The sequence below is a fragment of the Methylobacterium sp. SyP6R genome, from assembly GCF_019216885.1.
GTDB lineage: Bacteria > Pseudomonadota > Alphaproteobacteria > Rhizobiales > Beijerinckiaceae > Methylobacterium.
Genome location: NZ_JAAQRC020000003.1, coordinates 78640 through 104060 on the forward strand (window position 1 = coordinate 78640; position 25421 = coordinate 104060).

Here is a 25421-nt window from a genome sequence, read left to right on the forward strand (position 1 = left end):
CCTGGCCTTGGGTCGCCATGAAGGCCGCGATGGACGCGAGCCCCCGGACCCCAGAGGAGCCTGCGATGCTCGACCACCTGACCCACGATCTCGACGAGGACCTGCCCGCCGATCCGACCCTGCTCGAGGAAATCTCGGCCACCGGCTACCGCCCGTTCGAGGAGCACGACGATCCCCGGCCCCTACCCCACTCCGGCAAGCTGGACCATGCCCTCTATGTAGCGATGTCCGCGATCGAGGAGGCCTTCGCCGGCACCCGCCTGGAAGACGACCTCGAGGACGTGCTGTGGGGGATGGTCAACGTGTTCCACCGCCGCGTGGAGACGATCGAACGCAAGCTCGACGAGAACGAGCAGGCGCAGCGCCAGAGCCAGCGCGAGCAGGACGGCAGCGAGGTGCTGTCGGTCGAGCTGGAGCGGCTCATCGCCCTCGGCCAGACGCTCTCGGAACGCCGCAACGCCTTCGAGTACTCCCGCGACGAGGCCGCCCACCGGTTCACCCGGATCACCAAGTCGCTGTGGCGCCCACGCTCCGGCTCGCAGGTCAACCGGGCGACCATGACCGCAGCGATGATCGACTCGCGCGACTTCATTAGCGCCCGGCGCCGGGCCGAGACCGAGATCCACCTGCCGCAAGGCACCCGGATCGCCTTCACGGGCGGCAAGCAGTTCCAGGACGTGTCGGTGATCTGGGACACCCTGGACCGCGTCAGGACCAAGTACCCCGACATGGTGCTGATGCACGGCGGCGGTGAGGGCGCCGAGCTGATCGCCGCGAAGTGGGCGGCGCACCGCCAGGTCGCCCAGGTGGTGTTCAAGCCCAACTGGAAGCGCCACAGCAAGGCGGCCCCGTTCCGGCGCAACGACCAGATCCTGGAGCAGGCCCCGATCGGGGTCGTCCACTTCCCCGGCGGTGGGATCTCCGACAACCTCGCCGACAAGGCGATGGCCAAGGGTATCCCCGTCCGGCGGGGCGTGAAGGCCGGCGCGTGAAGCGCTGGACCCCTCCGGTGGCGGTCCGTGGTCGGGCCGCTACTGCTCCCGACAGGCCGGGCCCCAGGCGGCGGCCCGCGCCTCTTGGGCAAGCTGGAGATAGGTCTCCTGGAAGGCCGCATCGACGCGCGGATCGCCGATCAGCTCCGTCACGAGGGCGGCGAGGCGATCGTAGGCCCCGCGCGGGATGGAGACCTTGGTGAGGGCGTCGCTGTAGAGCACCACATCCCCGACCTGGACCAGTGAGACGACGGCGCGCTCACAGGACACGACGGGTTCCCCGCCAAGCTGGAACCCCTCGATCAACTCGCCCACATCCTCGACCCCAATGGCGAACATGGGCACGCCGCTGACGGTCAAGGTGAGGCGGAGATTGGCCGGATACCCGACCTCGAGCCGGAGCGAGACAGGGCTCTCGAAGATGGCCTTCACGGTCGACCAAGACGTCGCCGGAAAAGGGCCTGAGACCGCATCAGAGCAGGTGAAGGGAGCGAGGGAATTTCCGGCCATGCTTGCCCCAGAGTTGTGCCGATAGTCCGCTAGGTAGCACAGCCTCAACATTCGGTCAGCACTGCCGCGGAGAGCGGCTGAGGAGGTTCCTGCGCCAGGCTGGAAGCGCTCCTCCCCGGCGAGGGAGCCCATCTGGTCGGGTGGCGAGGCTGGAGGCGTCAGGAGCGGGCGCCATCACGAGACGCGGCGGCGCGGTGGGGGCGCCCTCCCGCGCCAATCTGGACCCACGGCGAGGGTGGGAGACGGCCACCTCGCCCCATCCGGCAAGCCCGGCGTCCTGTCGAACCGCCCCATGCGGGACCGGCGGTGAAGCGCGGCAGCGAGGTCGCCACAGCGACGGACCGTCCCTACACGATGGCGACAAGGGAACAGACGGCGTCTCCGCCCGCAACCGTCCGGCCAGACGATTTTCCCCTGTCGCTTCGCGCCATTCCTCGCGGGACAAAATCGTCAGTCCGGCCGGTCCTCCGCTGCGCTCCGGCCCCTTCGGGGTGCAGGCGGAGCCGCCGCCTGTTTGGGGGGTCGCATCGCGCAGGGACGGTCCCTGCGCCTCAGGAAACCCCGCCGATGCCGCGCCCCACCTCGACCCTCCCCGCCCACGCCCGCTACGCCCTCGTGACCCACGTTGCGGAACTCCAGGCCGAGCTGGCCTCCATCTCCTGCCCGCGCGAGCGGCGCACCATCCAGGCCGAGCTGAAGGCCGCCCAGGCCCGGGTCGCCCAGCTGCCCCCGGAGGGCTGAAACCCCCTCCTCCAGGGCCGCCCAACCGGCGGCCTTCGACCCCGGCGATCGGGGGGCTTTACCCTGGTACGGAGCGCGCGAAGAAAGCCTTCGGCGTCCCCCCGTGCGCGCGGCCGCCGAACCGTCCTCTCGGACGGGTTTCACCGCGACGGGCGTCGCGGCGAGCGGCCCGTCCGGCTGCCGGTTACGCCGCCATTTGCGCGTCCTCCAGAGATTTCTCGAACTCGGCAAGATAATCCTCCGCTTCCTGCGCTTCGCGGAGGAAGAAGCGGTTGTCACCGACGAGCTTCTTCATGTCCTCGCGACGGAAATAAATCGCTCGGCCGCAGCGGATCGGCTCGACACCGGGCACGCACAGGATCTGCTCGTCCCGCCGCATCGTGTTGATGATCTCGTCGGGCATGATCAGCGCTCGTTTGTGAAGCGAGGTCGAGGCCGACAGGCTCACACCGCCCGAGCCTTTGCCCGTGCGAGCCTGCTGGCTGTAGGACACGACTTCCTGCGTGAAATACCCGCACCGCTCCGAAAGCGCCTTGGCCGTTTCGACGTCGGTGACGGCGGAGAACGACTGCCACGAGGTCGACTCGAACCACGCACTGACGGCGTCCTTGTCGCCCCATTGCTGGCGAAGCTGGCCCAGCGCCTGATACACCATCACGAGCACGATGCCGTATTTCCGGCCGGCGTCGCGCGCGACCTCGAGCAGGCTCATGTTGCCGAGCCGCGCCGCCTCGTCGAGGATAAACGCGACGCGATCCTTAACCTTGCCGTTGGCGTGATAGAGCGCGTTCATCATACCGCCGATGATGACACGCGCCAGCCCCGGATAATCCTGAAGCGTCTGGAGATCGAGTGCCACGAACACGTCGATATCGTCGTCGATGAGGTCGAGGCTGGAGAACTTTCCGCCAGACACGATCGCGGCGTATTCCTTGAACGACAGCCAGTTCGTCAGGTCGGCCGCGGTCGCGTAGACGCCCGAAAATGTCTGCGGCGTCATCGACTTGAATGGGCCGAGGGCGAGCGCGGCAAACGAGTCCTTTTCCTCGGCCCGGAGGATCCAATCGAGCTGCATCAGGAAGTCCGGTTCGGGCTGCGAGATCATCTCGCGCAGGGTGCGCAACGTCCGTGGCTTGGTCGCGTCGAAACCCTTGTTGAGGCAGATATAGGCGAGCACCCCACGGATGAGCTGGAGCGCCGAGTTTCGGAAGAAATCGTTGGGGTCGGCGCGCTTGACCGGGCCTGTTGCGATCCAGCCGACCACGGCCGCGATGTCCTTCTCGGCCGAGTTCTCCCCCCGACCGATCCAGTCGAGCACGTTGAACCCGCTCATCGGGTCCTTCGGCGTGATGCAGAACACGCGTCGACGGTTGCTCGGGCCACGCATCGCTTCCCGGTATTCGACGAGCATCGGATAAAGCTCGGTCGAGGGGTCGAGCACGACCGCGTTCCACGGGCACGACAGCAGCATCGGGATCACCGTGCCGGTGGTTTTGAACCCGCCCGAGCCGGAGAAGATCAGGCCATGTCCGGAGCCCAAATCGGCGTTGAACCCCATCAGCGGTTTGCGCCCGCCAGAGCCCCAGGTCTTGCGATCGTTCGGCTTGAAGATCCGCGACGTGGTCTTCGGGTCGAGGTCGGGCCGGTATAGCTCGCCGAGCACCAGTGCGCCGTCCTCCGGAAACAGCTCACCGGCCAGCTTCAATGACGCCCACTCGGCATCGCCGTGGGCGGCGGATTTCGAGCGGATCGGCTTATTGTAGCCGCGCGTGGTCTTCCTGACCCGCACCAGTGAAACGACCGGTGCGATGAAGGCGACGAAGCCCGCAAAGCACACTGCGCAGAACAGCGGGATATCGGCTTGGCGCAGCAGCGCTCGCGTATCCGCGCCCGGGTTGAGGGCGGTCAGTCGGGTGATTTCCTGCCGCACCGTCCAGACGCAAAGCCCAATCAGGAACAGCGAGGAGAACGCCGCGACCACGCGACCACTTTCGCCGGTTCGCGCAAGGCCGGAGGCGGCGAACAGGATGAGCGCAGGGAAGGTGACAGCCGCCACCCGCATGGCCTGGACCATCATCGAGTGGCCAGGCTCGACGACGTAGAACGCCCCGACCAGCGGGCCGAGAACCAGCGCGAACGCGAGGTGCAGGGCGAGGCCGATCGCGACGGCGATGGCACCGTAGATCCACTTCATGCCTTGAACTCCTTATCGCCAAGGCGGGCGAGCCGTTCTTCCACCGCAGGATCGCGGATGCGATCACGACCCTCGACCAGGAGACCGAGTAGGACGTTGGTCGGAATATCGGCGAGCCCCGCTTTCACGATCAGGCCGCCGAGCTGGATCTTGCGGTGTGCGTCCCGCCGCCGCTCCTCAAGCTGCGCTTTCATCAGCTCCCTCCGGAGCCGGTCGAGCGCCTCGACGTCGCGTTGCCTGGGGCTGCGCCACCTCCGGGTATTCCGCACGAAATCGCGCGACCAGAGCCTCGAACTCCTTGGCCAGAACCTCCTCGGGAATGTCGATCGACCCAAGGCCGGCTTTCATGGCCAGGTTGCCGATTCGTTCGGCCTCGGCCTTGTCGTGGGCCTTGAGCTTCTTTTGCAGCGCCTCGATCTCGGTCAAGATCGCCTCGCGCGTCTTCGGCCTGGCCATGGATGTCTCTCTCACAGTGTGTGGTGGGCCGGGCTGGTTAACATCGTCGCGGAGAATGCGAAACGCTGCGTCAGGAAGAGGCGGCGTAATCAGGTTCAGGATGGGATGACCCGTGTTTCCAACGTCACACTCTCGGTCATGTTAGGCTTAGAGTGCGGTTGGATACCCCAGTCAGGTCGCGAACCTTCAAGCCAGCATACGCGCCTGAACGGCCGAGCTTGAGGCCGGGGTTTGGGTCTCTCACCTCCCCTTCCGGCGGCGCGACCAGTGCCGGTTCGATGACGCCGGTTCGAGCCGGCCTCGACCGACCACGACACCCCGATAACCCAAGGCCTCGGCCGTCAGTTCGCTGTCTCGCGTCGCGCTGGCCGGCCTCAGCCGGGCGGAATTCTTCAGGCCCCTTTGGGGGCCTGCTTTCAGCGGAGCTTCGGCGCGAAGCGCCTCCGCAAAGTCCCCTGAGTTTCACGAAGGGGCGCACTTATGGGGAAATTTGCATTTCCCTACGTTAGCTGCTAATGGCCAAGCTCGGTATCCTCGCATGGCCATCTATCACCTCTCGGCTCAGGTCATTAGTCGCGGTGCCGGCAAGAGTGCCGTTGCCAGCGCCGCCTATCGGCGCGCTACGACCATGACTCGCGAGAGCGACGGCAAGATCATTACCTACGAGGGCAAGCAGCACGTCGCGCACACCGAGTTGAGCCTTCCGGCTCAAGTTCCTGCCTGGTTCCGCACCGCCATCGACGGTCGCAGCGAGAACGGCGCCTCGGCCTTTCTCTGGAACGCCGTCGAGAAGAAGGAGGGTCTGAAGGGCACCGGCTACGCGATGGAGATGAACATCGCGCTCCCCAACGAACTCACCATCGAGCAGAACGTGGCGCTAGCCCGCGACTGGATCGATACGGAGATCACATCCCGGGGCCTCGTCGCCGATTGGGCCCTGCACGACGTGCCGGGTAACGCACACTTCCACGTCATGGTCCCGCTGCGACAGCTGACCGAGACCGGGTTCTCGGCCAAGCACGATTTCGCCCGCGATCGCGATGGCAATATCCTCCACCGTGAGGACGGAAAGCCCCGCTACGAGCGCATGGCGGGGCCGATGAAGCACCTCGTGCCATGGCGCCGTTCATGGGCAGAGGTGGCCAATACCCACCTGGCCGCCGCCGGGTTCGACCTGCGCATCGACCACCGCTCGCACGCCGAGGCCGGCATCCAGATCGAACCGACGGAGCATATTGGCGTCCAGGCCTCCAACCTGCGCGGCACCGTCTCCGATCGCGTCGAGGAGGAGAAAAAAAAGCGCGCCCGCAATGCGCAGGCGATCATCGCCGATCCGGAGAAGCTGCTGCCGATCCTCTCGCGCGAGAAGAGCGTGTTCGATGAGCGCGACATCGCCCGCGCCGTCTTCCGCTATATCGACGACCCGGCCGCGTTCGAGGCGGTGCGTCTCAGGCTTGGCCAGTCACCCGAACTCGTGGCCGTCGCCGAGGAGGTTTTCGATCCCGAGAGCGGGCGCGTAGTATCGCCCGCGCGATGGACCACGAGGGCGCTGCTCCAGGCCGAGATCTTGATGCAGGCCGCGACCGGACGGCTCTACGCCGATGCCAGTCACGGGATCTCACAGCGAGCGCTCGACCGTGCCATCGCCGCCCGTCCGGAACTGTCCGAGCAGCAGCGCGAGGCGGTCCGGCACGTCACGGCGTCTGAGCGGATCGCGGCCGTCGTGGGGTTTGCCGGTGCGGGCAAATCGACCATGCTCGGCGTCGCACGCGCGGCCTGGATCGGGGCCGGTCACGCCGTCATTGGCGGGGCGCTCGCCGGCAAGGCGGCCGAGGGATTGGAGAAGAGTGCGGGGATCACCAGCCGCACGCTGGCCTCGTGGGAGCTCGCCTGGAAGCACGAGCGTGACGTGCTGAAACCCGGCGACGTCTTCGTGCTCGACGAGGCCGGCATGGTCGCCTCCGAGCAGCTCTCGCGGATCGTGCAGGAGGTGGAGCGCCGCGGCGCCAAACTGGTGCTGGTCGGCGACGCGCAGCAGCTTCAGCCGATCGAGGCCGGTGCGGGTTTCCGGGCGATCGTCGAGACGATCGGCTACGCCGAGCTGTCGGAGATCTGGCGCCAGGCCGATCCGGCGATGCGGCGTGCAAGCGTGGCGCTTGCCAGGGGCGAGGCGGCAGCGGCACTCGGCGTTTATAGCGAAGCCGGGATGGTGCGGTTCACGTCCGATCGCGCGGGTGCGCGCGAGGCGCTGATCGCGGCCTGGAAGCCGGATTACCTCGCCGCCAAGCCCGACGGTCGCGCAAGCGAAACGCTGATCCTGGCCCAGACCAACGTCGACGTTCTGGCGCTCAACGCCTTGGCGCGTTCCGCGCTCAAGGCCGACGGGATGCTGGCCGAAGAGGCCCGGTTCATCACGGCCCGCGGCGAGCGGATGTTCGCGCCCGGCGACCGCGTGCTGTTCCTGGAGAACGATCGCCAGCTCGGGGTGAAGAACGGCATGCTGGCCACGGTCGAGGCCGCGTCGAGCGGTCGGCTCACGGTCAGGCTCGATCGTGACGGAAGAGGCGGCGGCGAGCGAGTGGAGGTCCATGCCGAGGCCTACCGCAACCTCGATCACGGCTACGCTGCGACCGTGCATAAGAGCCAAGGCGCGACCCTCGATCGGGTGCATGTGCTGGCCACGCCCGGCATGGATCGCCACCTCGCCTACGTGGCGATGACGCGCCATCGCCACAGCGTCGTTCTCCACGGTGCCCACGCCGACTTCATCCCCAACTGGCGCAAGGCCAAGCTCGGACCTGAGCCTGTGCCGGCCGTGCTCGATGCGGCAGCACTCGACGGACTGACGCGCCGGCTGTCGCGGGACGGCTCGAAGGCCTCGACCCTGGATCATGCCGGCGAGGCCGCATTCCGTGAGGCCGCCGTCGGGCTGACGCGCCCGCCCGAGCCGATGGATGGGGAGCAGGTCCACGACCGCGCGAGCGATCTTCCGCTGCTCGATGCCAAGCGGATCGCCAGGGATCTCTCGGCTCTCGCAGGTCGCCTCGAGGCGGGAAGCGGCGCGGCTTCGATCGGCCCCGACCCGAAGCCCGCCGCTGCCGTTGTCGACGCCTCCGGCTCGCCGGCCTTGGCCGCGCTCGACGCGGCTCTTGCCCGTCTGGAGAGCGCGGAAACAGACATCGCCGACCGGGTGCGACCACAGGATATCCGGGCGCTCGCCTCGGCCTTTGCGGAGCGGCGTGGTCTCAACGGCCACGCCGTCCTCGCGCCTGCGCTCGCGAAGCGGGCGCGCACCATGATCCGCACCGCGCAGGCGCGTTGGCGGCGCCTGCGCGGCCTCGCAGGGCGGCTTACCGCAGCTTGGCAGGCGCTCGCAGCATCCCGCCCTGCGGCTCCCGAAACGATCCCGTCCAAGCCGGCGGAAACGGCAGAGGTCAAGGTACCGCTCGAGCCGTTCCTGGCCGCCGTTCCCTACGACGAAGCGGCGATCGATGCGGTCCTCGAAAGTCGGGTCGATCCGCAGCAACACCTGAAGGCGGAACTCGACGTGTTGCGACTCAGGATCCGCAACGCGGTCAAGGATCCCGCCAGCCTCTACAAGGCGATCTACGGCCAGCTTCGCACGTCCGGAGAAGGCTACCCTGGACGGATCGATGACCTGCTTGCTGACCCCGAGGCCTATGGCGGTCTGCGGGGGCGAAAAGGCTGGTTCGTTCCGAAGGCCGAGAAGGAGGAGCGGGAGAAGGCGGAAGCCTCCTATCGAGAACTCAGGAGGTCCGCCATCGACCTCAAGAACATGTTCTCGTTCATGGCTGACAAGATGCGTCCGGAGGAGGAGCGTTACCGGTGGCGCATCGCGGTCGAGGTGCCGGGCTTGTGCCCGGCCGCCGCCGCGGCGCTGATCACGATCGCCCGGACGCCTGGTACCGATCCTCGGGCGTTCGATGCCGTCGTCGCGAAGGCCGTGGCGACCTCCGAGCAACGTGCCGAAATCGAGGCATTCGCGAGTGCCGTCGCCGACCGGTTCGGCGCCAGCGGGGCGATCGGGCGAACGGCCGAGAAGGGGCTCGGACCGGGGCAGTGGCTCACGCGCGAAGAGCGGGAGATCCTGTCCGGGGCTGGGTTCGTCGCCACCTACCTCAAGGAGGGCAGCCTGGATCACTTGATCGCTCAGGTCCTGCGCCGCGAGCTCGATCAGCAGGTCGACGTACAGCCGCAGCGGAGCGTGGATCAGCGCCGGGACCTCAACCGTGACCGAGATCCCGGGCTGACGCCCTGACGCTCCCGCAGGTTGCGTACCGGTTCCCCGACCTCGGCCGTGAGCACAATCTTTGGCTGACGCTGTGACGCACACGACACGCGCTCCGTATTGGCGCCGCGGCGACGATGGGTAAGGGTAGGAGAGAGAGGACAGCTGAGAGTTATGGCCGTCTCAGGACGGATCGAGAGTCCCTGCGTGCGAGCCGGATCGGCCGGGCCTGAACCGAGGAACGACATTCATGAGCTTCCGCGATCTGCCGGCGCTGGTGACCCAGCGCGAGGATGCCCTCACCCTGCTCGAGGCTCTGGCCTCGGGCGTCGACGAGCGCGAGTTCGCTCCCTTCGTCACGGCCTTCACCACGCCCGAGGACGAGCAGGCGGCCGCGATCATGATCGGATCGGGCAACGCGATGTCGCTGCGCGTGCAACTCGGCGCCCTCCTCGCCGGAGCGGGCCTCGTGACCAACGACGAGGTATTCGAGGCGCTCGACGCCCGCCGCGCCCGCGCCAAGGGAGCGATGGCGTGAGCGGCGATCCCTACGTCTACGAGGGCACCGACACCCTCAAGAACAATGCGGACATCCGCGACCCCGAGGCGCTGGCCGAGCGTGAGCAGATCGTCTCGTTCCAGGCCCTGCGTCAGATGCTCGGGGAGCCGGTGCTCGGCCAATTCGACCAGGCGCATTTCGCGGCGATCCATAAGCGGCTCTTTGCCGAGATCTACCCGTGGGCGGGCGAGACCCGCACGGTCGAGCTGTGGAAGCCCGAGATCGTGCTCCAGGGTAAGAGCGTCGCCTACACGCCGCCGGCACAGATCGCCGCGCAGATGACGTCGGCGCTGTCGAGCTTGGCGCAGGAGAAGCCGGGGAACCTGAAGGAGAGCCGGCCGGCGATGCGCCTGGCCGAGAACATGGCGACGCTGTTCCAGGCCCACCCGTTCCGGGAGGGCAACACCCGCACCCTCCTGGCATTCATGGAGCAGTACGCCCGGCACCATCAGCAGCCGCTCGATCAGGCGCTGATCAACCTGGTGCCGAGCGAGACCCGCGACAAGCTGGTGCTCGCCACCCGCGGCCAGATCCAGCCCTTGGCCGAGATGGTCCGCAACGCCCGCTACTCGGAGGAGCAGCGCGCCCATCCGCTTCTTGGCCGCCTCTCGGCCGAGGCCTTCGAGGCAACACGGCTGATGGGATCGCCGCGCATCGTCCTGGCCGAGCCCGGCAGCCAGATCCGCGGCCAGGTGGTCGCCACGAACTACGACCATGCCCTGGTGCGTCAGGACCGCGTGCTCGCCGCGGTACCGCTCGCGTCCTTCCGTGTGATGCCGCCGAACAACTCCCGCGTCGACGTGCGGGTGCTGGCCAAGGGCGAGAGGCTGGACCGAGCCCAGCCACGCGAGGAGGTGGCGCGCAGCCAGGTGGTCGGGAGCGTGCTGATCCCTGCGACCTACGTGCTGCTCGCCGGCCAGCGGCCGGAGGATGCCGTGCGCAACCGCATCGAGATACCGGGCCCGAGCCCGGCTCTCGTCGACGCCCTCAAGAACCTCACGGCCCGCGAGATCGTCGCCAATCCGGGCCTGGTCGCGGAGGTGCGCCAGATCGACAAGAGCCTGATCGACCGCTTCGGCCGCGAGGGCTCGGCGATGCTGATCCAGGGCAGTCCCGAGGAGGCCAGGGGCCTCCTGCCCACGGGACAGGATCTCGACGAGGTCCGTGCCGTCCTCAAGCCCGTGGTGCAGGCCGTGATGCTCGACGATCGCCAGCAGACGCTCGCGCAAGCGCAGACCCTCGCCCGGGACGAGCCCCAGCTCGGACCGTCGCTGTGACCGCCCTGCACGATAAGCCGGTCGAGACCGTCTCGCCCGCCAGGATCGTCGTCCTCGGCCTCGTCGCATTCGCCACGATGGCCGTGCTCAGCTTCCTGTGGTGGACGTTCACGCCGGTTCTCGGCCGGCTCTATGCCGCCCTGCGGCTGATCGAGAGCGCCACGCTGTGGCGGTTCACCGGCTGGGGCCGGTACTTCACCGGCATGCCGGCCGGCGAGCCGTTTGCGTTCGTGTCGATCTACCAGTCGAGCGCAGTCTTCGGCCTGGTCGCGTCCCTGCTCACGGCGCTCATCGGCTACCTCGCCTGGCGCAAGCGCAGCCGCGACCACATCGACGCGCTCATCGCGCTGCCACCCAAGGGATTCGGCCAGAGCGAGATCCGCAGCCGGTTCGTGCCGGCCGACCGGCTGGTGCGGCTGCCCGGCGAGGACCAGGATACGGTTCGAAAACCGGCCCCTTGCCCGAACACCTTCGCGGGGGTCCGCGACCTCCTCGATGTCCCGGCCGTGGAGCCCGTGCTGGAAAGCATTCCCTGGCACCTCGCCGCCGCCCTGTTCCTGACGATCGACGCGGTGGCCCCTGTCGCCGATCGCAAGGCCCGTGAGGCCGTGCTGAAGGCCGCCAGGACGGCCGCTGACCGCCAGGTGGGGAATCCGCTCACGGAGCCGCCCGAAACGCTCCTGCCGACCCTGCACGGCTACCTGCTCCAGGCGATCACCGACCAGAATGGGCGGGCTATTGCCGTTCTCAAGCAGGTCCACAAGGTGTTCGAGACCAAGCCGGATCTCGCCTCGGCCGTGACGGAGCTCGGCGCGAAAGCCCTGGCGGCTCAGCGCCTGCATTTCCCGGACTACGCATGGCTTCGCCACGTCGATCCGGTCCTGCAATCCAAGATCACGACCTACTGAGGTCGCTTTCTTTGGTCCGGCATCGTGAAAAAGGCGCCGAGCGCAGGTATCCGCTCGGCGCTGTCGTGTCACGCTGTGCCGTCCGGGTCGACCGTCAGGTGCCCGACCCGATCATGTAGGTCGTCACGACGCCGATGATGACGCCCAGGATCGTGACCCCGGAGCCGACCACCAGCCCGGCCAGGGACCGGCCGGCATCCTCGCGGGCGTTGTCGTCCTGCGAGCTCTTGTAGAGCTTCACGGCCGAGATGCCGGCGAGACCGATGCCCACCACGGCGAAGATAATGCTTATGACGATGCCGGCGTTATTGCCGCCGGTGGCGATCGAGGAGGCGTTGAGCGAGGAGCTCGATGCCTTCTGCCGTGCCGTCTTCAGAAAGTCGATCGGCGCCGACGGATCGCCCGACGTGGCCTGAGCCAGCGCCGACATCGCGCTCAGACCCACCATCGTAACGCTCGCCAGAGCTCGGTAGTAAATATCCTTGACGTTCATTGGGGTCTCCATTGTCATGCTGCGGTTCTGGATCGGCCGATCTGGGGTCGAGCTTCGCTCATGAGTTCCCCCAAGACTTGATCGACGATCGTCTTTGCGATCCGGTCCTCACCGGCCCGCGCATGCGCGGACACCCGGCTCCACGTCTCGATGGCCGTGCCATCGGGAAACCGTGCAGCCAGAATGCGCAGCGCCTCGTTGACCGCCATCCGGCGGTACAGTTCGTCGCGCACCAGGCGGTCCTCCGCCTTGGTGGTCAGGGCCCACAGCATCACGGGCCCGAGCGAGTTGTTGAGCACGATCCAGCGCTCTTCCTCGCGCAGCTTGAAGCGCGCGAGGATGTTGGCGCCGCGCCGCCCTCGCGGGCCATGGACCTGGCGCTCGAGCGCAGACTTCACCGCCTGGTCGAACCCGAAGGTCACGCGCGCCTGCTCGCGGATCTCGTTCGAGTCCGCGTTCAGCACCAGCACGGTCGAGGCAATGTCGGCGAGTGTGGCGAAGTCGGCGAGCAGCTGCGAGACCAGGATTAGCTCCAGGCCCCACTTGCGGCCCTCGCGGGCGTCCGACATCACCTGCTTGGCGATCGTCTCGACGCCGCCGGTCAGGTGATACTCGTCCATGCACAGGCGCTTGGGCGTCTCGGCCACCTCGTGGTAGCGCGCCTGCCAGTACCGGACGTATTCCGTGCGGATCGCATCCTCCGGCGGAAAATCCATCTTCGCGATCTCTTCGGCAAAGCCGGAGATCTTCGACAGGTAGACGTGCCGTGCGATCATGAAAAACAGCGCGTTGGTGCGCTCGGCCTCCGGCGACTTGTGGCGTTGCGCCACGTCCTGGAGGTCGATCGACACCACCCGCGCCGCGCCGAGGTCGAGCCGGGTCGGGCGGGCGAAGATCGGGAACTTCTCGATCGCCGCTTCGAGCGACCGCTGGACGTGCCGGATCAGCTCCGGAGTGAAGTCGGAAGCCATGATCGGCTCGGCCAGGACCCGTGAGAAATCCTCCAGCAGCGGCATCGCGTAGCGCTGCGCCCGCTGCGCGGCCGTGTAGAGCCGGCGCTGGACCAGCGCGTCCACGATGCTCCACCAGCGCGTCCGATCGCCGACCTTGATGCCGTAATCCGCGATCACACGATCGAGTTCGGGATCGACGTTGGGCTGGTAGACCGCCGGCGAGGACGAGAACTGGAGGTCGCTCTTGAGCTGGTAGACCCGCGTGATGAGGCGCGGGATCAGCAACGCCACTTCCGGGTTCGGCACGTTGAGGAGCGTCGTCAGGAAGTTGTCGATGAAGCTCCTCTCGCGCTCCAGCGGCATGCGCCGGCCGAGCCCGAGATCGAGGAAGTTGACCGCGTAGTCGGGTGTGTTGAGGAGCCGCACGTAGTACGCCTCGTGCCAACGCTCGACTGGCAGCGCATTGCGCACCAGCTCGATGAAGCCCGACGAGCTGACGCCGACGTCGATCACCGCGAGGAACGGCAGCGCCGCTCCCGCACTGAACGACGTGAAGTCGACGTTGAGCCGGTTCATCAGCACCGACTTGCCCGAGCCCGGCGTGGCGTAGATGAGCGTCAGCCAGAACAGCTGCTCGGCCGAGAGCGCCTCGTAGGGCACCGGCTTGCCGTCGGGCGTGAGCAGCATGCTCTGGCCCTGCTTGAAGATCGGTGCCGTGCGGTGGAACGGCAGCATGGCGGCGAGGTCGCCGAGCGGCGCGATCGAGCCCGGCGGGACCACGGCCTGGACCGTCATGCCGGCCACCGTCTCGCAGAGCGCCCGCAGCGGGTTAAAGGGCGTGTCGGTCATCACCGCCTCGCCCCAGGTCATCATCCCGCTCATCAGGTACGAGCGGCGGCGCTCCAGCAGCCCCGGATCCTCGCCCGGCTCGGTCCAGGTCGCGGCGATCACCCTGCCTTTTACGATCGCCTCGCCGTCCTTCTCGACCACCTCCTCGAGCTGACGCAGGGCCCGGAACAGATTCTTGTTGCTCGGGCTCGCGAAGGCGAGCAGACCCGCGATCACCTTGCGCAGGCGCATGGCGACCTCGTTGTCGCGCAGGGCCTCGAGGTGGAAGCAGACCCGGAACGGCATGTCGGCCGAGCGCGACGAGCTTTCGAGGAGCGAGTCGAGCAGCCGGTTGAACGGCAGGATGGTCGAGGGGAACATCCGCATGACCGCGAGCGCGTAGCGGCGCCCGCCCATGTCGAGGGTCCGCATGTTGCTCGACGCCTGCGCGTTCGAGGTCATGATCTGACGCGCGACCGTGGGTGTGAAGAAGTCGCTGACATCCTCGTCGCGGTGCTCCTTGGCGCCCGGGTAGCGCCGGGTTCCCGGCCCGTAGGGGGTCCAGCCACCGGGGGTTTCGTGGTAGAGCACCGCAGCCCGGATCTGCTCCAGATCGCGACGCCGCCCCTGGTCGTCGGGGCTGAGGATCCGCCCTTGCAGGCGGGCTTCCCCGAGCGCCTCCATGACCCGGCGCACGAACGCCGCGTGGACACCGTCGAGGGCGCCGATGCGCAGGAACGGGTTCTGGGCGTCTCGGGCCGGGGGCAGCTCCTGCCACGCCCTGCGGTTTTCTTGTCGCTCGCGCCGAACCTCCTCGGGCGTTCCGGCCGTCGGCCGGGTCCAGGCGGCGAGCAGGATCGTCTCGGAGCGCGCGCGCTCCTCCAGGACCGCCCGGCCCTCCTCGATCAGCGCCTCGACCGAGAGCCCCTTCTGGCGGGCGCGCCGGCCCTGCCGCTCGACGAAGGGATCAATGACCTTGGCGGTGTTGAGCGAGGACTCGTAGGAGATCGTGATCTGGTGGCCCGGGCGCTTGAGGATCTGGGCGATCCCGCCGGCGAAGCGCTCGACCACGTTGACGAGGTAATCATCGCCCGAGACGATCGTACGGATGCCGTCGATCTCGATCAGGGTGACCTGCGAGCCGTCATGGGCATAGACCACCGGCTCATCGCGCTCCGGGTCGAAGCCCGCCAAATCGCAGAACTTGTCGGCCGTCCTCATTGGACGCCCCGCAGCATGAGGGAGAACTGGAAGACCGGCACGCAGAGCGCGAACAGCCACAGCCCCAGGAAGCCCGGGATGACGCCCCTCAGCAACGGCGCCGGGCGGACGTGCAGCGCGCAGAACACCTGTGCGAGGGCAAACACCATCGCTGCGCAGGAGAGCGCGATCGAGGCCGGGTAGTAGGTGTAGATCAGCGGCGTGCAGGTGATGGCGCCATAGAGGCCGCGCATCAGGCTGTCGTAGAACAGCCCGGTCAGGAACAGGCAGCCGCCCCCCGCCATGGCGCAGACGCGCAGGACCCGGCGCAAGCTCCGGTCCGAGCACACCGACACCGCCCAGACTCGGGCGGTCACGATGGTAAAGCAGCCCGCCGCGAGGGTGAACGCGATAGCGCCATAGCTCAGCACCGGATGATCGGCGAGGTAGCCCGCCATATTAGCGGTCAGGTTGTTGAGGAGGTGCCAGGTTCCGTCGGTCATCGCCCGCGATCCGTGGTCAGTCGGCGAAGTAGAAGGACAGCTGCGCGATCAGAACCGTGACGCAGGTCATGGTGCTGCCAACGATGGCCGCCGCGAGCCAATTGCCCGCCATGCCGTCCCCGGCGGCGTTGGCTTGGTAGAAGCGGACCATGGCGTAGCCGGCGAGGAAGACGCCGGCGACCGCCGTGAGCACGACCACGAGCCAGGCGAGCACCGGCACGGTGTCGATCAGGCCGCGCAGGACGTCGGCCAGCCCCTTCGAGCCGTTCATGGCTTCCTCGCGTAGGAGATCGGCAGGGTCTCGGGCCGGTAGCTGGCGCCATAGGCCGGATCCGGCCCGTAGCCGGTGCCGGCCCCGACCGTGACGCGGGCGGCGTCGAGCGGCACCACGACCGGCTGGAGGAAGACGACGCCTACGGGGAAGTTCACCGACGAGGACAGGGTCGGCGGGCGGCTGAACGAGCGCGCCGCCGCCGAGGTCATGGCCTGGCCCACCGGCAGCGCCGCGCCCATCCCGGCGGTCAGCCAGTCGATGCCGCGGCCCGACTGGACTGCGAATCCGTTGCCGACCACCGTCTGGGTGTTGAGCTGGGTGAGCTGCTGCCCGACCTGGCCGACGCCCTGGATCAGGCCGGCGATGACGAGGCCGCCGTAGCGCTCGAGCACGTGGTTGTCGACATCCTCGGCGACGCCCGTGCGGGCCTGGTCGACCGTGATCGCGATCGCCTGCATCGGCCCCTGGCGGCCGTCTTGCAGGATCATGGTTGTGAAGCGGATCGCACCTTGCGTCTGCGAGTAGATGATCTGGCCCATCATCCGGATGCCGTTGAGCGGCCCGGGCTGCTGGCGTTCGTCAAGGTCGACGATGGTGGCGAAGATCGGCGCTGCCGGATCGTCGGAGTTGAAGCCGCGATCGAGGACCGCGTAGGCGACGTCGCCGGCGCGCGCCACGGTCGCGTGCCGGACGCCCGGCCCGAACGGCCCGGTCGGAACCGGCGCTGCCGCCGCGGCGGCCTTCGGCTCCGGCGGCTTCGGCCGCTCGCCCTTGGCAAAGCTCCGCACCAGGAACCCGCCCGGGGTGGGCTTGAGGAGCGCCTTGATCTGGTCGTTGATCGCCGCGACCTGATCGGGATCGGCCGTCGGCTGGACCGGCACGTCCCGGTACACGGTCTGAATGACCGGACGGTCCTTGTAGATAATCTTCTCGACCACCTTGGGCTCTGGAGGCGGCTCGGCCGGCTTTGGCTCCGGATTGCCGTCGGGCAACTCGCCCATCGTCGCGCCGCGCTTCTCGGCGATCACCGTCGGCGCAACAAACGGCTTGCCCTTCTCGGCCTTCTCGTCCGCCGCCTGCTGGTTGACGCCGGCGCGCCGGTCGGCCTCCGCCGCGCCGACGGGCTTCATCATGTCGTTGGGCGGGTTCGGCGTCTGCCCGCGGATCTCCGAGGCCAGCCCCGCGCCCCGGTCGGTGCCGGGAACGTCCCGCAGGATGAACGCGGCCGAGCCGAGGGCGCTGACCACGACGACGCCGCCGATCGCCGCGAGCGCTTTCTGTGAGAGCATCGCTATCCCCCTAGAATTCGACGCTGATGGCGGTTTCCGCGCCGTCGCCGCGCTCGGCGACGAGGCGCGAGGCCGGGCGCAGGAACTCGTAGACGCGGAATCCCCCCGACGCGTCGGCCGAGGCGATCGGCTGCGGGCTGACGAGATCGCCCTGGACGCGTACGTACATCCGCTCGCGATAGATCCAGGCCTGCGCCCCGCCGGTGGTGGCGAGCTTCTGCGCCCCGGCCGGCGGCGTGCCGGCGCCGAAGAGGTGCAGGAGCTCCGTGGTGTCGATCGGCCCTCCCCCGCGCCGCGGACCGGGCGGACCGCCCTTGCGCACCGGCGCGGTGCTCGCCGTGACCACCTTGATCGGGGTCAGCGGCGAGGTGCCGGCGACCCGCACCGTGACCGGGATGTCCACCGTCTCGCTCTGGCCCGACAGGACCATGAGCGGGATCGGGTAGGACACGTTCTCGAGCCGGATGAGGATGTTGCCCCAGGTGTCGTACCGGCACGGCATCAGGTTGATCGAGGTCGGCCGGTCCGATCCCGCCGGAGCCGGAACCTGCGTCGCGCCCATGGCGATGTCCTGGCCGCAGCCGGTCCCGTCTTGCGCGAACAGGCGCGGGTCGTAGGCGACGGAGGCGATCGGCCAGGGCGTGCCCTTTGCGTCGACGAAGGTGATCGGCGACACCACGCCGTAGGCGAGATGCAGGGTCTCGGGCGCCGCCCGGCTGACCTCCTGCGTGACGATGAGCAATCGCGGCTCCGGCCGGGGCATCCGCCCGTCGCGGCCCGGGAAGTTGCCGGCGCCCTGCGCGTCCTGAACGGCGCGACGGACCTCCTGGATCTCGCCGGGCTTCAGGATCAAGCCCTGGCTGGTGCCGAGCATGCGCTTGCGCAGCTCCTCCAGCTCGGCCGGCGTCAGGGGGCGCGGGACGGGAGGGTGGGTCTGAGGCGCCAGATTGCCCGTGGCAGGCGGCTGACCGGTGGGCGGCATGCCGGCCGGGCGCCGCACCGCAGCGCCCGCGGCCGGATCGCTCGGTGCCGTGACCGGCTGCCCGGGAGCTTGTGCCGCCGCGGCCGAGGCCCAGACGGCCGCCGCGGCGAAGCCCGAGGCCCACACTCGCATCATGGGCATCATTGCCCCACCTGATTGGTCAGTTGCTGCGTCGAGATCACAGAGTCGATCGCGATGCCGTTCGGGTTGATCGGAGAGGGGTCGATCCGCACGATCGTCATGGTTAGGAGACGCCGCTCGACCCGCGTCTCGACGTTGGTGCGGTAGAAGATCTGCACCGGTACTTCGACGCGCCAGTAGTACCGGCCCGCCGACTTGCCCTCCTCGGCCACGTTGGCCGGGTCCGTCGTCACCGCGGAGACGGTCTGGTAGCCGAGCACCACCTTCTGGATGATGCCGCTCTCTTGCAGTGCAGCTCGGTAGAGGTCACGGCCGCTTGGTGTGAACGACTGCGCCAGCGCGTTGTTGATGAGCGCGCGCCAGTTCGCGTAGTCGTAGGAGTTCAGCTGAACCGCAGCCGAGACCGCGAATTCTTTCAGTCGAGCCTGGCTGATGTTGGGCTCGGAGAGCGGGATCGCATTGCAGACGGCTTGCGCATTCGTCGTCCAGATGAATTGCTTGACCGGAAACCGGATGAAGGCATTGTAGAACAGCAGCGCATTGACGACGAGCGACAGGCTCAAGAACAGCGACAGCAGCAGGATCCAGTACCACTGATTGTGCAGCATCATCCGGCCGGCATCGACCTCGCGCGAGATGCGATCCGCCGACTTCATGACTGAGGCCTTCCGAGGCTTGGCGGGGGGACGATCTTCACCTCGCACCCGAATACGCCGCCGTCGGCGACGTACGGGATCACGTCGGCCCGCTTGAGGCAGGCATAGCTCAGCCACATCATCGCCATCAGCGACGCGAAGACCGCACCGGACAGGAACCACGAGGCGCGGGCATAGCCCTCGATCTCGTCGGCGAGCCGCGACGGCGACAGGCAACCGGGGGGCGAGGGCAGGCTGAACGCCCCGATGGAGGATCGCCGCGCCATGGTCAGCTGCCGGCCATGACGCTGCGGACCTTGGCGTCGTCGCCCGGATTGTAGCCCACCATGACCGCGACGCGCCCGTCGGGGCGTGGCACGAACAGCGTCGGCACGCCGGGGCGCAGGGCCTGCTGGGCAGCGAAGATCGACGCGAACGCCCCCTTGTTCTCGGCGAGCTTGGCCGCGACCTCCGCGCTCACCTCGCCCGGCCGGGCTGCCTTGGTCTCGAAGGTCGCCTTGAGAGCCGCGACCGGGTCCTGGGCGGAGAGGATGCCGGCGGCCATGCGGTTGCCGCCCTCTGCGTCGCCGAGCACCACCACCGGCACCCAGCGCGCCGCGATCTGGCCGTGCAGGGAATTGAAAGCAGCGTGACAGTAGGGGCAGCGCGGATCGAAGAAGATCGTCGCGACCTGGGTCTCCGGCGTGCCTGGCGGCACGTCGACGACTGCGGCGAGCTTGGCGAGCATCTCCATCACCGCTCTGGCTTTCTCGGGATTTTCGATCGTTGCGAAGCTGACGGTCCCCACCTGTGGCGGCGGGGGCTCGGGAGCGGGCGCGGGCACCGGTGCCGGGGCAACCGCATAGGGTGTGATGGCAGGCGCTAACGCAACCTGTGGAGCGGTTGGTGCGGCAGGGGCTAACGAATTGGGAGAATTGGCAAAATTGGCAAGAGAAGAAATGTTCTGCGCAACCGCTGCCACAGAGGGATTATTTCCGCCCGTGCCGGTTTGAAGTGACACTGGCTGCCAGTTGTTAGACGTTGCAAGATAGACACAGGCAACGAGAGAACCAGCCCAAACGATGTGTATTACTGCTTTCTCCATATGTAACTCGCCCCAAGAGAGTCATTAAATTCGTGTTGGGGCTCTTATTGCGAACATCGCGCCGACGTGTCAATGAGGCGATCAAGATACCGCAGATGATGCCATCCGATAGAGGCTTTGCATGGCGCCAACGACACACTCTTTTGTATAAAAACAATCAGTATGCCTTGTGGTGCAGCGCGATAGTCTGCGAATTAACGCGAGTTATCTGCGGCATTGGTTGAAGTAGGACCCAGGCAAGCGTCCCGGCTAGAGCGAAAGGGTCAAGCAGAAATGGCCGCGAAAAACTTCGTTAAGTCCGCGTTAAGAATTGCAACCCTGGCGGTTGTACTCGTGAGCGCAATGCCAAGCCTGGTGGTGGCCGCGTCAGATGACGCAGAGAAACTAGATCTACAGAATAAAAACCGTTCAAATTTCCAGTATCACGATGGGAGAGCTGAGGAGAGGCGGCCGTATCGCCGGCCAAGTATCGACGCCGATCCAAGGGATTTGAAGATCGAGGAGCTGACGGAGCGGCTCAACGGGCTCGAGGAGCGGATTGAGAAGCTGGAACGTCAGTCCATAAATCCGAAAAGGGTTCAGTGATGGCTGTGCCGGACCTCGGGAGCGTCCTCGCCTCGCTGAGCGAGGTATTCCCGCTCGTCGTCAACCTGGTGTTCCTTCTGATCGCGCTCCTGGGGATCGTGTACGGCACCATCGGGCTCTACGGCCTTTATGGCGTCGCCGCCGGCGAGCACAAGTTCACGAACCGCCCGGTCACCATCGACGCGGCGTTCGGCAAGCTCGTGCTCGGCAGCGCGATGATCGTCGCGCCCGTCCTGATGTGGAAATTCGCCAACTCGTTCGTCCTGGGCGGCGACATTACCTACAACATGTTCAACTACGGCTCGACGCCCCGCTCCTCGACCTGCGAGGGCATCAAGACCGCGATCACCTACTTCTTCATGGCGCTCGGCTCGCTCGCCTGGCTGATCGCCGGCATGCGGCTCTACAACGCCACGTCCGGCCACCACAGTGCCGGCCCGGGCTCGGCCGTCCTCTACCTCGTCGGAGGGACGCTCGCCTTCTTCATCAACGACGTGGCGAGCCTCGTCGGCAACACGATCAAGATGGACATGTCGCTGACTAACGTCTGCTCGATGATGGGCGGAAGCTGACGATGCGCCCGCCCCTTCCCTCAGGGCCGCTTGCGCCCCAGCAGTGCGTCGATCTCCGCAGCCACGAAGGCGCCGAGCGGCGCGCGGGCCTCGAACATCCGGCCTCGCTCGAGTTGCCAGGCGCGGTAGCGCTGGACGAGCGCGCTTGCCAGCACGACGATGCACAGCAGCACCGCCCCGAGCAGCGTGAGCCTGGACTGGACGTAGATCGCCCACGCGGCTGCCACGACGGCGATCAGGACCGCCGCCAGCAACAGGACGAACGCCTGCCGGCGCGACTCATGCGCCAGGTCGCGGATGTCGGCGCCTTCCAGCGCGAAGGTGCGGCCCATCTCGGCGAGCGAGAAGGTCGCTCCGCATGCCGGGTCGTCGCACTTGCGCAGGGATGGGACGCCGGGATCGGGCCGCAGATGGCCGCGCCCGCAGGCCGGACAGACCGCATGGGAGCCACCGAGCACGGTTCCGGTCATCGCCGCGAAGGTGCGGTGCTCCGGGCCGACCCGGCGCGCGAGGCGCCCCGCCAGAAACGATCTGATCCCCATACGTCCGATCCGTCGCAAGTGCATCTTGGATCTGACTTGTGGATCATTCGGTATCGTCCGGGCAAGACAAATATCAATGATAATCGACGAGGCTTGAATATGAACCGTTATCGCCTTGCATATTATATTAGATTGGCGGCTGTGCTTATTGTAATGGCGGTTTTGCTGCCTGCCTGCGTCAGCTCCGGCAGCGGCACTTCGGGCCACGTCGACGCCAAGCTGCGCGAGCACGGGATCTGACCATGCGGCTCAAGGGCTTGCTCCTCTCCACCGCGCTCTGCCTCGCGGCCTTTCCGGCCGCGGCGCAGGTCGCCAATACCTACTGCGCCCAGAACCCGGCCGCCTGCGCCCCGGTGGCGGCTGCCGGCGGCTACGGCTACGGGGCGCCGACCTATGGCGGCTACGGTGGCGGCTATGGCGCGCCCGCCTACGGGGGCTATGGGGGCTACGGGGCGCCGGCCTACGGGGGCTACGAGGGCGGCTACGGCGCGCCCGGCTATGGCGGCGGCTACGGCGCCCCTGGTTACGGTGGCTACCCGCCGCCGGGCTACTATGGCCCCGGCGGCGTGGCGCAGGCCAACGCCCTCAACGCCATCGCAAACGGGCCGCGCACCCTGCCCGGAGGCGACAGCCAGCCGTTCCCGCAGAACTTCGGCGACAACCAGCCTCCGCCCGCCCCTCCTCACCCGTCGAACCCCGACTTCCAGCGCTACTCGGCCGGGGTCTTCGGAGACGCGAACAGGCCGAGCAAGGTGGTCCAGCGGACGGCCCGCTCGGCCGGCATCCAGGACGGCTACCTCCAGGAGTCGCAGCGGATCGCCGCCTACCTCGACACGCCCGAGATCGCCGCCCGCCTCGAGGCGAAATACCCCTTCGCGACCGTGATGATCGGGCCCGACATCGTGCCCCCGGTGGTGTCCGAGCTGCGCGCCGTGCGCCAGACCCCGACCCGCACCCTGTTGGTCACCACCCTCGGCTCGTTCGAGATCGTGCGCGACGCCCGCGTGACCGTGATCCCACCGAACTGGCGCGACTATCTCACCGTCACCCCACCCCCGGAGGGCCGCACCACCTGGACCCAGCCCAAGGGCGACGCTGAGAAGGCGAACTGGGAAGTGGGCTACGCCGGCGGGATCGAGGTCGGGATCGTCCAGGCGAGAGCTGCCTTCGACGACGGGCTGTCGCGCCTTGATCGCGACTTCGGGGGGATGCGCCGCTACGGCGAGCTCGCCGCGGCCGGTGTGGTCAGCCTGCCGATCGTCAAGGAGCGCGCCACCGCGCTCAAGGTCGGCAAGAACGGTCGCTCGGCCGCGGTCGACCAGCGCCTCCTCAAGATCGTCGTCGCCCCGAAATTCCTGCGCACGGCCGCGGTGGAGTAGGCCCATGCGCTGGACCGGAGCTACTCGCTACCCCGACACCCCGATCACCGTGCATGGCCGCGACGAGGTCACGCGCCTCCTCGTCCACGCCGTCTCGCTTGAGGCCTCGGAGGTGATCTTCCAGTCCGGCCGGCCGGTTCTCGCCTCCGTCTACGGCCACCTCTGTGCACTGACCCAGGTCTGGCTCCAGCCGACGACGCTGGCGCGGATCGCCGCGGAGCTGACGACGACCGACTCGATCATGTCGAAGCTCTACGCCGGTCAGGACTTCGATCACGCGATCACAGTCCTGGAGCAGGATGTCGGCAATCGCGACGCCGAGCCGATCAAGCACCGCTTCCGCATCAACGTCACGGCCGGCTACTACGAGGGCGACGTCGGCGTGCAGATCGTCTGCCGCTACATCCCGGCCGACCCGCCGACCGTCGCGCAGAACGGCACCGATCCGGAGGTCGTCGCCGAGTCGACCCCGGCCCAGGGCGCCGTCATCGTCGCTGGCGAGACCGGCTCAGGCAAGACGACGACGATCGCGGCCCTGATGCGCCGCATCCTCGAAGAGGACACGCCGATCCACGGCAACATCCTCACCTACGAGGCGCCGATCGAGTTCGTGTTCGAGAACGTGCCGTCGAAGAACTGCACCATCATGCAGCACGAGATCGGCCTGCACCTGCCCTCGTTCGCCGCTGGCGTCCGCAATGCCCTGCGGCGAAAGCCCGGCCTCATCATGGTGGGCGAGCTGCGCGACATGGACACGGTGATGGCTAGCGTCGAGGCGGCCCAAACCGGCCACCCGATCTACACCACCACCCACGCCAACGACGTCGCCCACATCGTGCGGCGCCTCACCCTCAAGTTTCCGGCCGACCTCCAGGTCCAGGCCTTCCACGACGTGTTGTCATCGACCCACATGCTGGTGTCGCAACTCATCGTCCCGAAGGTCGGCGGCGGCCGGGTCTGCCTGCGCGAATGGCAGGTCCTCACCGACCAGGTCCGGCGCGAGGTGGCCCGCATCGGCATGGCCGAGGCCGTCGACACCCTGCGCGCCATCATCGCGCGCGGCGAGGACGGCCGCTCGATGAAGGTCACCGTGAAGAACGCCCTCGATGCAGGCACGATCGACGTTGCCACCGCCCGCCGCGTCCTCGACCGCTACGGATATCGCGATGCCCGTCTCGCGGCGTGACCTCCTCGCCGGCCTCGCCGGCACCCTCGCAGGCGCCCTGCCCGTCTTCGACCGGGCCTACGCCGCCGCGCTCGCCGGGGCTCCTGTTCCCGTGGCCGCCGCGCCCGTACGACTGTGGCTGCGGCGGGAGGGTACCGGCGAGGAGGTGAGCGCGATCGTCCGGACGCCGGCCGGCTACAACGGGCGCGACCTTCTCCTCCTCTCCTGGCTCCTGCGAGACGTCCGCGACGGTAGCTCGGCGGTCTGGATCAATCCGCGCCTGTTCGACCTCCTTGCCGCGGTCCAGGGCGCGATGAGTGCGGTCCACGGCTCGGCCGTGCCGCTGATCGTCACCTCGGGCTACCGGACGCCTAAGCACAACGCCGGCGTCGAGGGCGCGGCCCGCGGCTCGCTCCACCTCGCCGGCCGGGCCGCCGACGTGAAGGCGGCCGGCTACGCCCCGGACGCGGTCGCCGTTGCAGGCGCCCTGTGCGGCCGCGGCGGCATCGGGATCTACCCTTCGTTCTGCCACCTCGACATCGGGCAGGCCCGGTCATGGGCAGGTGGGCGCAAGGTACCCCCCGCCGGTCACCCCGCCCCCGGCACCCCGATCACGCAGCCGAAGGAGCCGACATGAGCGACGGTCACCTGCCCTGGCGATGGAGCGCCATGCCGCTGCGCTTCTTCGGCATTCATGGAAGCATTGCGGCGTTCTTCCCGCTGCTCATCATCACGGGTCTGAGCCGATACACGTTCATCGCCATGGGGATGTACGCGGCGTTTCTCGCGTACTGCAATTACCGCAAGATGACCCCGATGCGGTTCCTGAAATACGTCTGGGCAAAATTTATCGAAGGTGGAAAATGGCCAGCGTTCTAGATCGGACCTC

Annotated in this window: 26 protein-coding genes; 12 read left to right on the plus strand and 14 right to left on the minus strand. The window is 67.7% G+C overall.

Translation table 11 applies throughout. The features are described 5' to 3' along the window. Positions 1–65: 65 nt before the first annotated feature. Positions 66–992 (plus strand): DUF2493 domain-containing protein, encoded by a 927-nt coding sequence (locus HBB12_RS33070; RefSeq protein WP_236993692.1) that lies wholly within the window; start codon positions 66–68, stop codon positions 990–992. A gap of 39 nt (positions 993–1031) precedes the next feature. Here HBB12_RS33070 and HBB12_RS33075 read toward each other — a convergent pair whose 3' ends face one another. Then, entirely contained in the window at positions 1032–1424 is a 393-nt protein-coding gene (locus tag HBB12_RS33075; protein WP_236993693.1) for a hypothetical protein, read from the minus strand. Positions 1425–2069: 645 nt separating this feature from the next. On the opposite strand from HBB12_RS33075, the gene HBB12_RS33080 reads away from it, so the two are divergent. Next, positions 2070–2243 (plus strand): hypothetical protein, encoded by a 174-nt coding sequence (locus HBB12_RS33080; RefSeq protein WP_236993694.1) that lies wholly within the window; start codon positions 2070–2072, stop codon positions 2241–2243. Between the two features lie 184 nt (positions 2244–2427). Here the strand turns inward: HBB12_RS33080 and HBB12_RS33085 are convergent, their stop codons facing one another. From HBB12_RS33085 to HBB12_RS33095, 3 genes are read right to left on the minus strand one after another with little or no spacing between them, the layout of a single operon-like run. After that, a complete protein-coding gene (locus tag HBB12_RS33085; protein WP_236993695.1) occupies positions 2428–4437 on the minus strand; it encodes a type IV secretory system conjugative DNA transfer family protein in 2010 nt (669 codons plus the stop codon). Then, positions 4434–4631 (minus strand): conjugal transfer protein TraD, encoded by a 198-nt coding sequence (traD, locus tag HBB12_RS33090; RefSeq protein ID WP_236993696.1) that lies wholly within the window; start codon positions 4629–4631, stop codon positions 4434–4436. Before traD ends, HBB12_RS33085 begins: the two co-directional genes overlap by 4 nt. Continuing rightward, entirely contained in the window at positions 4615–4893 is a 279-nt protein-coding gene (locus HBB12_RS33095; RefSeq protein ID WP_236993697.1) for a TraC family protein, read from the minus strand. The genes traD and HBB12_RS33095 overlap by 17 nt, the downstream gene beginning before the upstream one ends. Positions 4894–5431: 538 nt before the next feature. Between HBB12_RS33095 and traA the strand changes: the two genes are divergently transcribed. The 4 genes from traA to HBB12_RS33115 all read left to right on the plus strand — a co-directional run bounded on the left by traA (position 5432) and on the right by HBB12_RS33115 (position 11886). Further along, a complete protein-coding gene (gene traA / locus HBB12_RS33100) occupies positions 5432–9172 on the plus strand; it encodes a Ti-type conjugative transfer relaxase TraA (protein WP_236993698.1) in 3741 nt (1246 codons plus the stop codon). Positions 9173–9392: 220 nt separating this feature from the next. Next, positions 9393–9680 (plus strand): hypothetical protein, encoded by a 288-nt coding sequence (locus HBB12_RS33105; protein WP_236993699.1) that lies wholly within the window; start codon positions 9393–9395, stop codon positions 9678–9680. Further along, entirely contained in the window at positions 9677–10978 is a 1302-nt protein-coding gene (locus HBB12_RS33110; RefSeq protein ID WP_236993700.1) for a Fic/DOC family protein, read from the plus strand. Before HBB12_RS33105 ends, HBB12_RS33110 begins: the two co-directional genes overlap by 4 nt. Then, complete coding sequence (locus HBB12_RS33115) at positions 10975–11886, plus strand: hypothetical protein (protein ID WP_236993701.1); 912 nt, start codon at positions 10975–10977, stop codon at positions 11884–11886. Before HBB12_RS33110 ends, HBB12_RS33115 begins: the two co-directional genes overlap by 4 nt. Positions 11887–11980: 94 nt before the next feature. On the opposite strand, the gene HBB12_RS33120 is transcribed toward HBB12_RS33115, so the two are convergent. Genes HBB12_RS33120 through HBB12_RS33160 form a run of 9 tightly spaced genes read right to left on the minus strand, consistent with a single transcriptional unit; the run spans position 11981 to position 19941 of the window. Beyond that, positions 11981–12379, minus strand: a complete 399-nt coding sequence (locus tag HBB12_RS33120) for a hypothetical protein (RefSeq protein WP_236993702.1) — start codon at positions 12377–12379, stop codon at positions 11981–11983. A 14-nt stretch (positions 12380–12393) separates the two neighbouring features. Next, positions 12394–15381, minus strand: a complete 2988-nt coding sequence (locus HBB12_RS33125) for a putative type IV secretion/conjugal transfer ATPase (RefSeq protein WP_236993703.1) — start codon at positions 15379–15381, stop codon at positions 12394–12396. Further along, positions 15378–15863: a hypothetical protein gene (locus HBB12_RS33130; RefSeq protein WP_236993704.1), complete on the minus strand. Its 486-nt coding sequence runs from the start codon at positions 15861–15863 to the stop codon at positions 15378–15380. The genes HBB12_RS33125 and HBB12_RS33130 overlap by 4 nt, the downstream gene beginning before the upstream one ends. 16 nt (positions 15864–15879) lie before the next feature. Continuing rightward, positions 15880–16134: a hypothetical protein gene (locus HBB12_RS33135; RefSeq protein ID WP_236993705.1), complete on the minus strand. Its 255-nt coding sequence runs from the start codon at positions 16132–16134 to the stop codon at positions 15880–15882. After that, on the minus strand, positions 16131–17426 hold the full coding sequence (locus tag HBB12_RS33140; protein ID WP_236993706.1) for a DotG/IcmE/VirB10 family type IV secretion system protein: 1296 nt from the start codon (positions 17424–17426) through the stop codon (positions 16131–16133). Before HBB12_RS33140 ends, HBB12_RS33135 begins: the two co-directional genes overlap by 4 nt. 10 nt (positions 17427–17436) lie before the next feature. After that, positions 17437–18543, minus strand: a complete 1107-nt coding sequence (locus HBB12_RS33145; RefSeq protein WP_236993707.1) for a DotH/IcmK family type IV secretion protein — start codon at positions 18541–18543, stop codon at positions 17437–17439. Positions 18544–18548: 5 nt separating this feature from the next. Next, a complete protein-coding gene (locus tag HBB12_RS33150; RefSeq protein WP_236993708.1) occupies positions 18549–19205 on the minus strand; it encodes a DotI/IcmL family type IV secretion protein in 657 nt (218 codons plus the stop codon). Beyond that, positions 19202–19471, minus strand: a complete 270-nt coding sequence (locus HBB12_RS33155) for a hypothetical protein (RefSeq protein ID WP_236993709.1) — start codon at positions 19469–19471, stop codon at positions 19202–19204. The genes HBB12_RS33150 and HBB12_RS33155 overlap by 4 nt, the downstream gene beginning before the upstream one ends. Positions 19472–19473: 2 nt before the next feature. Further along, positions 19474–19941: a thioredoxin domain-containing protein gene (locus HBB12_RS33160; protein WP_236993710.1), complete on the minus strand. Its 468-nt coding sequence runs from the start codon at positions 19939–19941 to the stop codon at positions 19474–19476. Positions 19942–20562: 621 nt separating this feature from the next. Between HBB12_RS33160 and HBB12_RS33165 the strand changes: the two genes are divergently transcribed. Both HBB12_RS33165 and HBB12_RS33170 read left to right on the plus strand, forming a co-directional pair. Further along, complete coding sequence (locus tag HBB12_RS33165) at positions 20563–20874, plus strand: hypothetical protein (protein WP_236993711.1); 312 nt, start codon at positions 20563–20565, stop codon at positions 20872–20874. Beyond that, positions 20874–21446 carry a hypothetical protein gene (locus tag HBB12_RS33170; RefSeq protein WP_236993712.1) on the plus strand — a complete coding sequence of 191 codons (573 nt, stop codon included), beginning with the start codon at positions 20874–20876 and terminating at the stop codon, positions 21444–21446. Before HBB12_RS33165 ends, HBB12_RS33170 begins: the two co-directional genes overlap by 1 nt. Positions 21447–21466: 20 nt before the next feature. Here HBB12_RS33170 and HBB12_RS33175 read toward each other — a convergent pair whose 3' ends face one another. Next, positions 21467–21988, minus strand: coding sequence for a hypothetical protein (locus tag HBB12_RS33175; RefSeq protein WP_236993713.1), 522 nt, complete (start codon positions 21986–21988; stop codon positions 21467–21469). A gap of 242 nt (positions 21989–22230) precedes the next feature. Between HBB12_RS33175 and HBB12_RS33180 the strand changes: the two genes are divergently transcribed. The 4 genes from HBB12_RS33180 to HBB12_RS33195 are packed head-to-tail and all read left to right on the plus strand — an operon-like array spanning position 22231 to position 25411. Beyond that, positions 22231–23367, plus strand: a complete 1137-nt coding sequence (locus tag HBB12_RS33180; RefSeq protein ID WP_236993714.1) for a type IV secretory system conjugative DNA transfer family protein — start codon at positions 22231–22233, stop codon at positions 23365–23367. 4 nt (positions 23368–23371) lie between these two features. Further along, positions 23372–24553, plus strand: coding sequence for a type IV pilus twitching motility protein PilT (locus tag HBB12_RS33185; RefSeq protein WP_236993715.1), 1182 nt, complete (start codon positions 23372–23374; stop codon positions 24551–24553). Further along, positions 24534–25169 (plus strand): YcbK family protein, encoded by a 636-nt coding sequence (locus tag HBB12_RS33190; protein WP_236993716.1) that lies wholly within the window; start codon positions 24534–24536, stop codon positions 25167–25169. Before HBB12_RS33185 ends, HBB12_RS33190 begins: the two co-directional genes overlap by 20 nt. Further along, the gene (locus HBB12_RS33195; RefSeq protein WP_236993717.1) at positions 25166–25411 is read left to right on the plus strand and encodes a hypothetical protein; all 246 of its coding nucleotides are present in this window, start codon (positions 25166–25168) and stop codon (positions 25409–25411) included. The genes HBB12_RS33190 and HBB12_RS33195 overlap by 4 nt, the downstream gene beginning before the upstream one ends. The last annotated feature ends 10 nt before the right edge of the window (positions 25412–25421 follow it).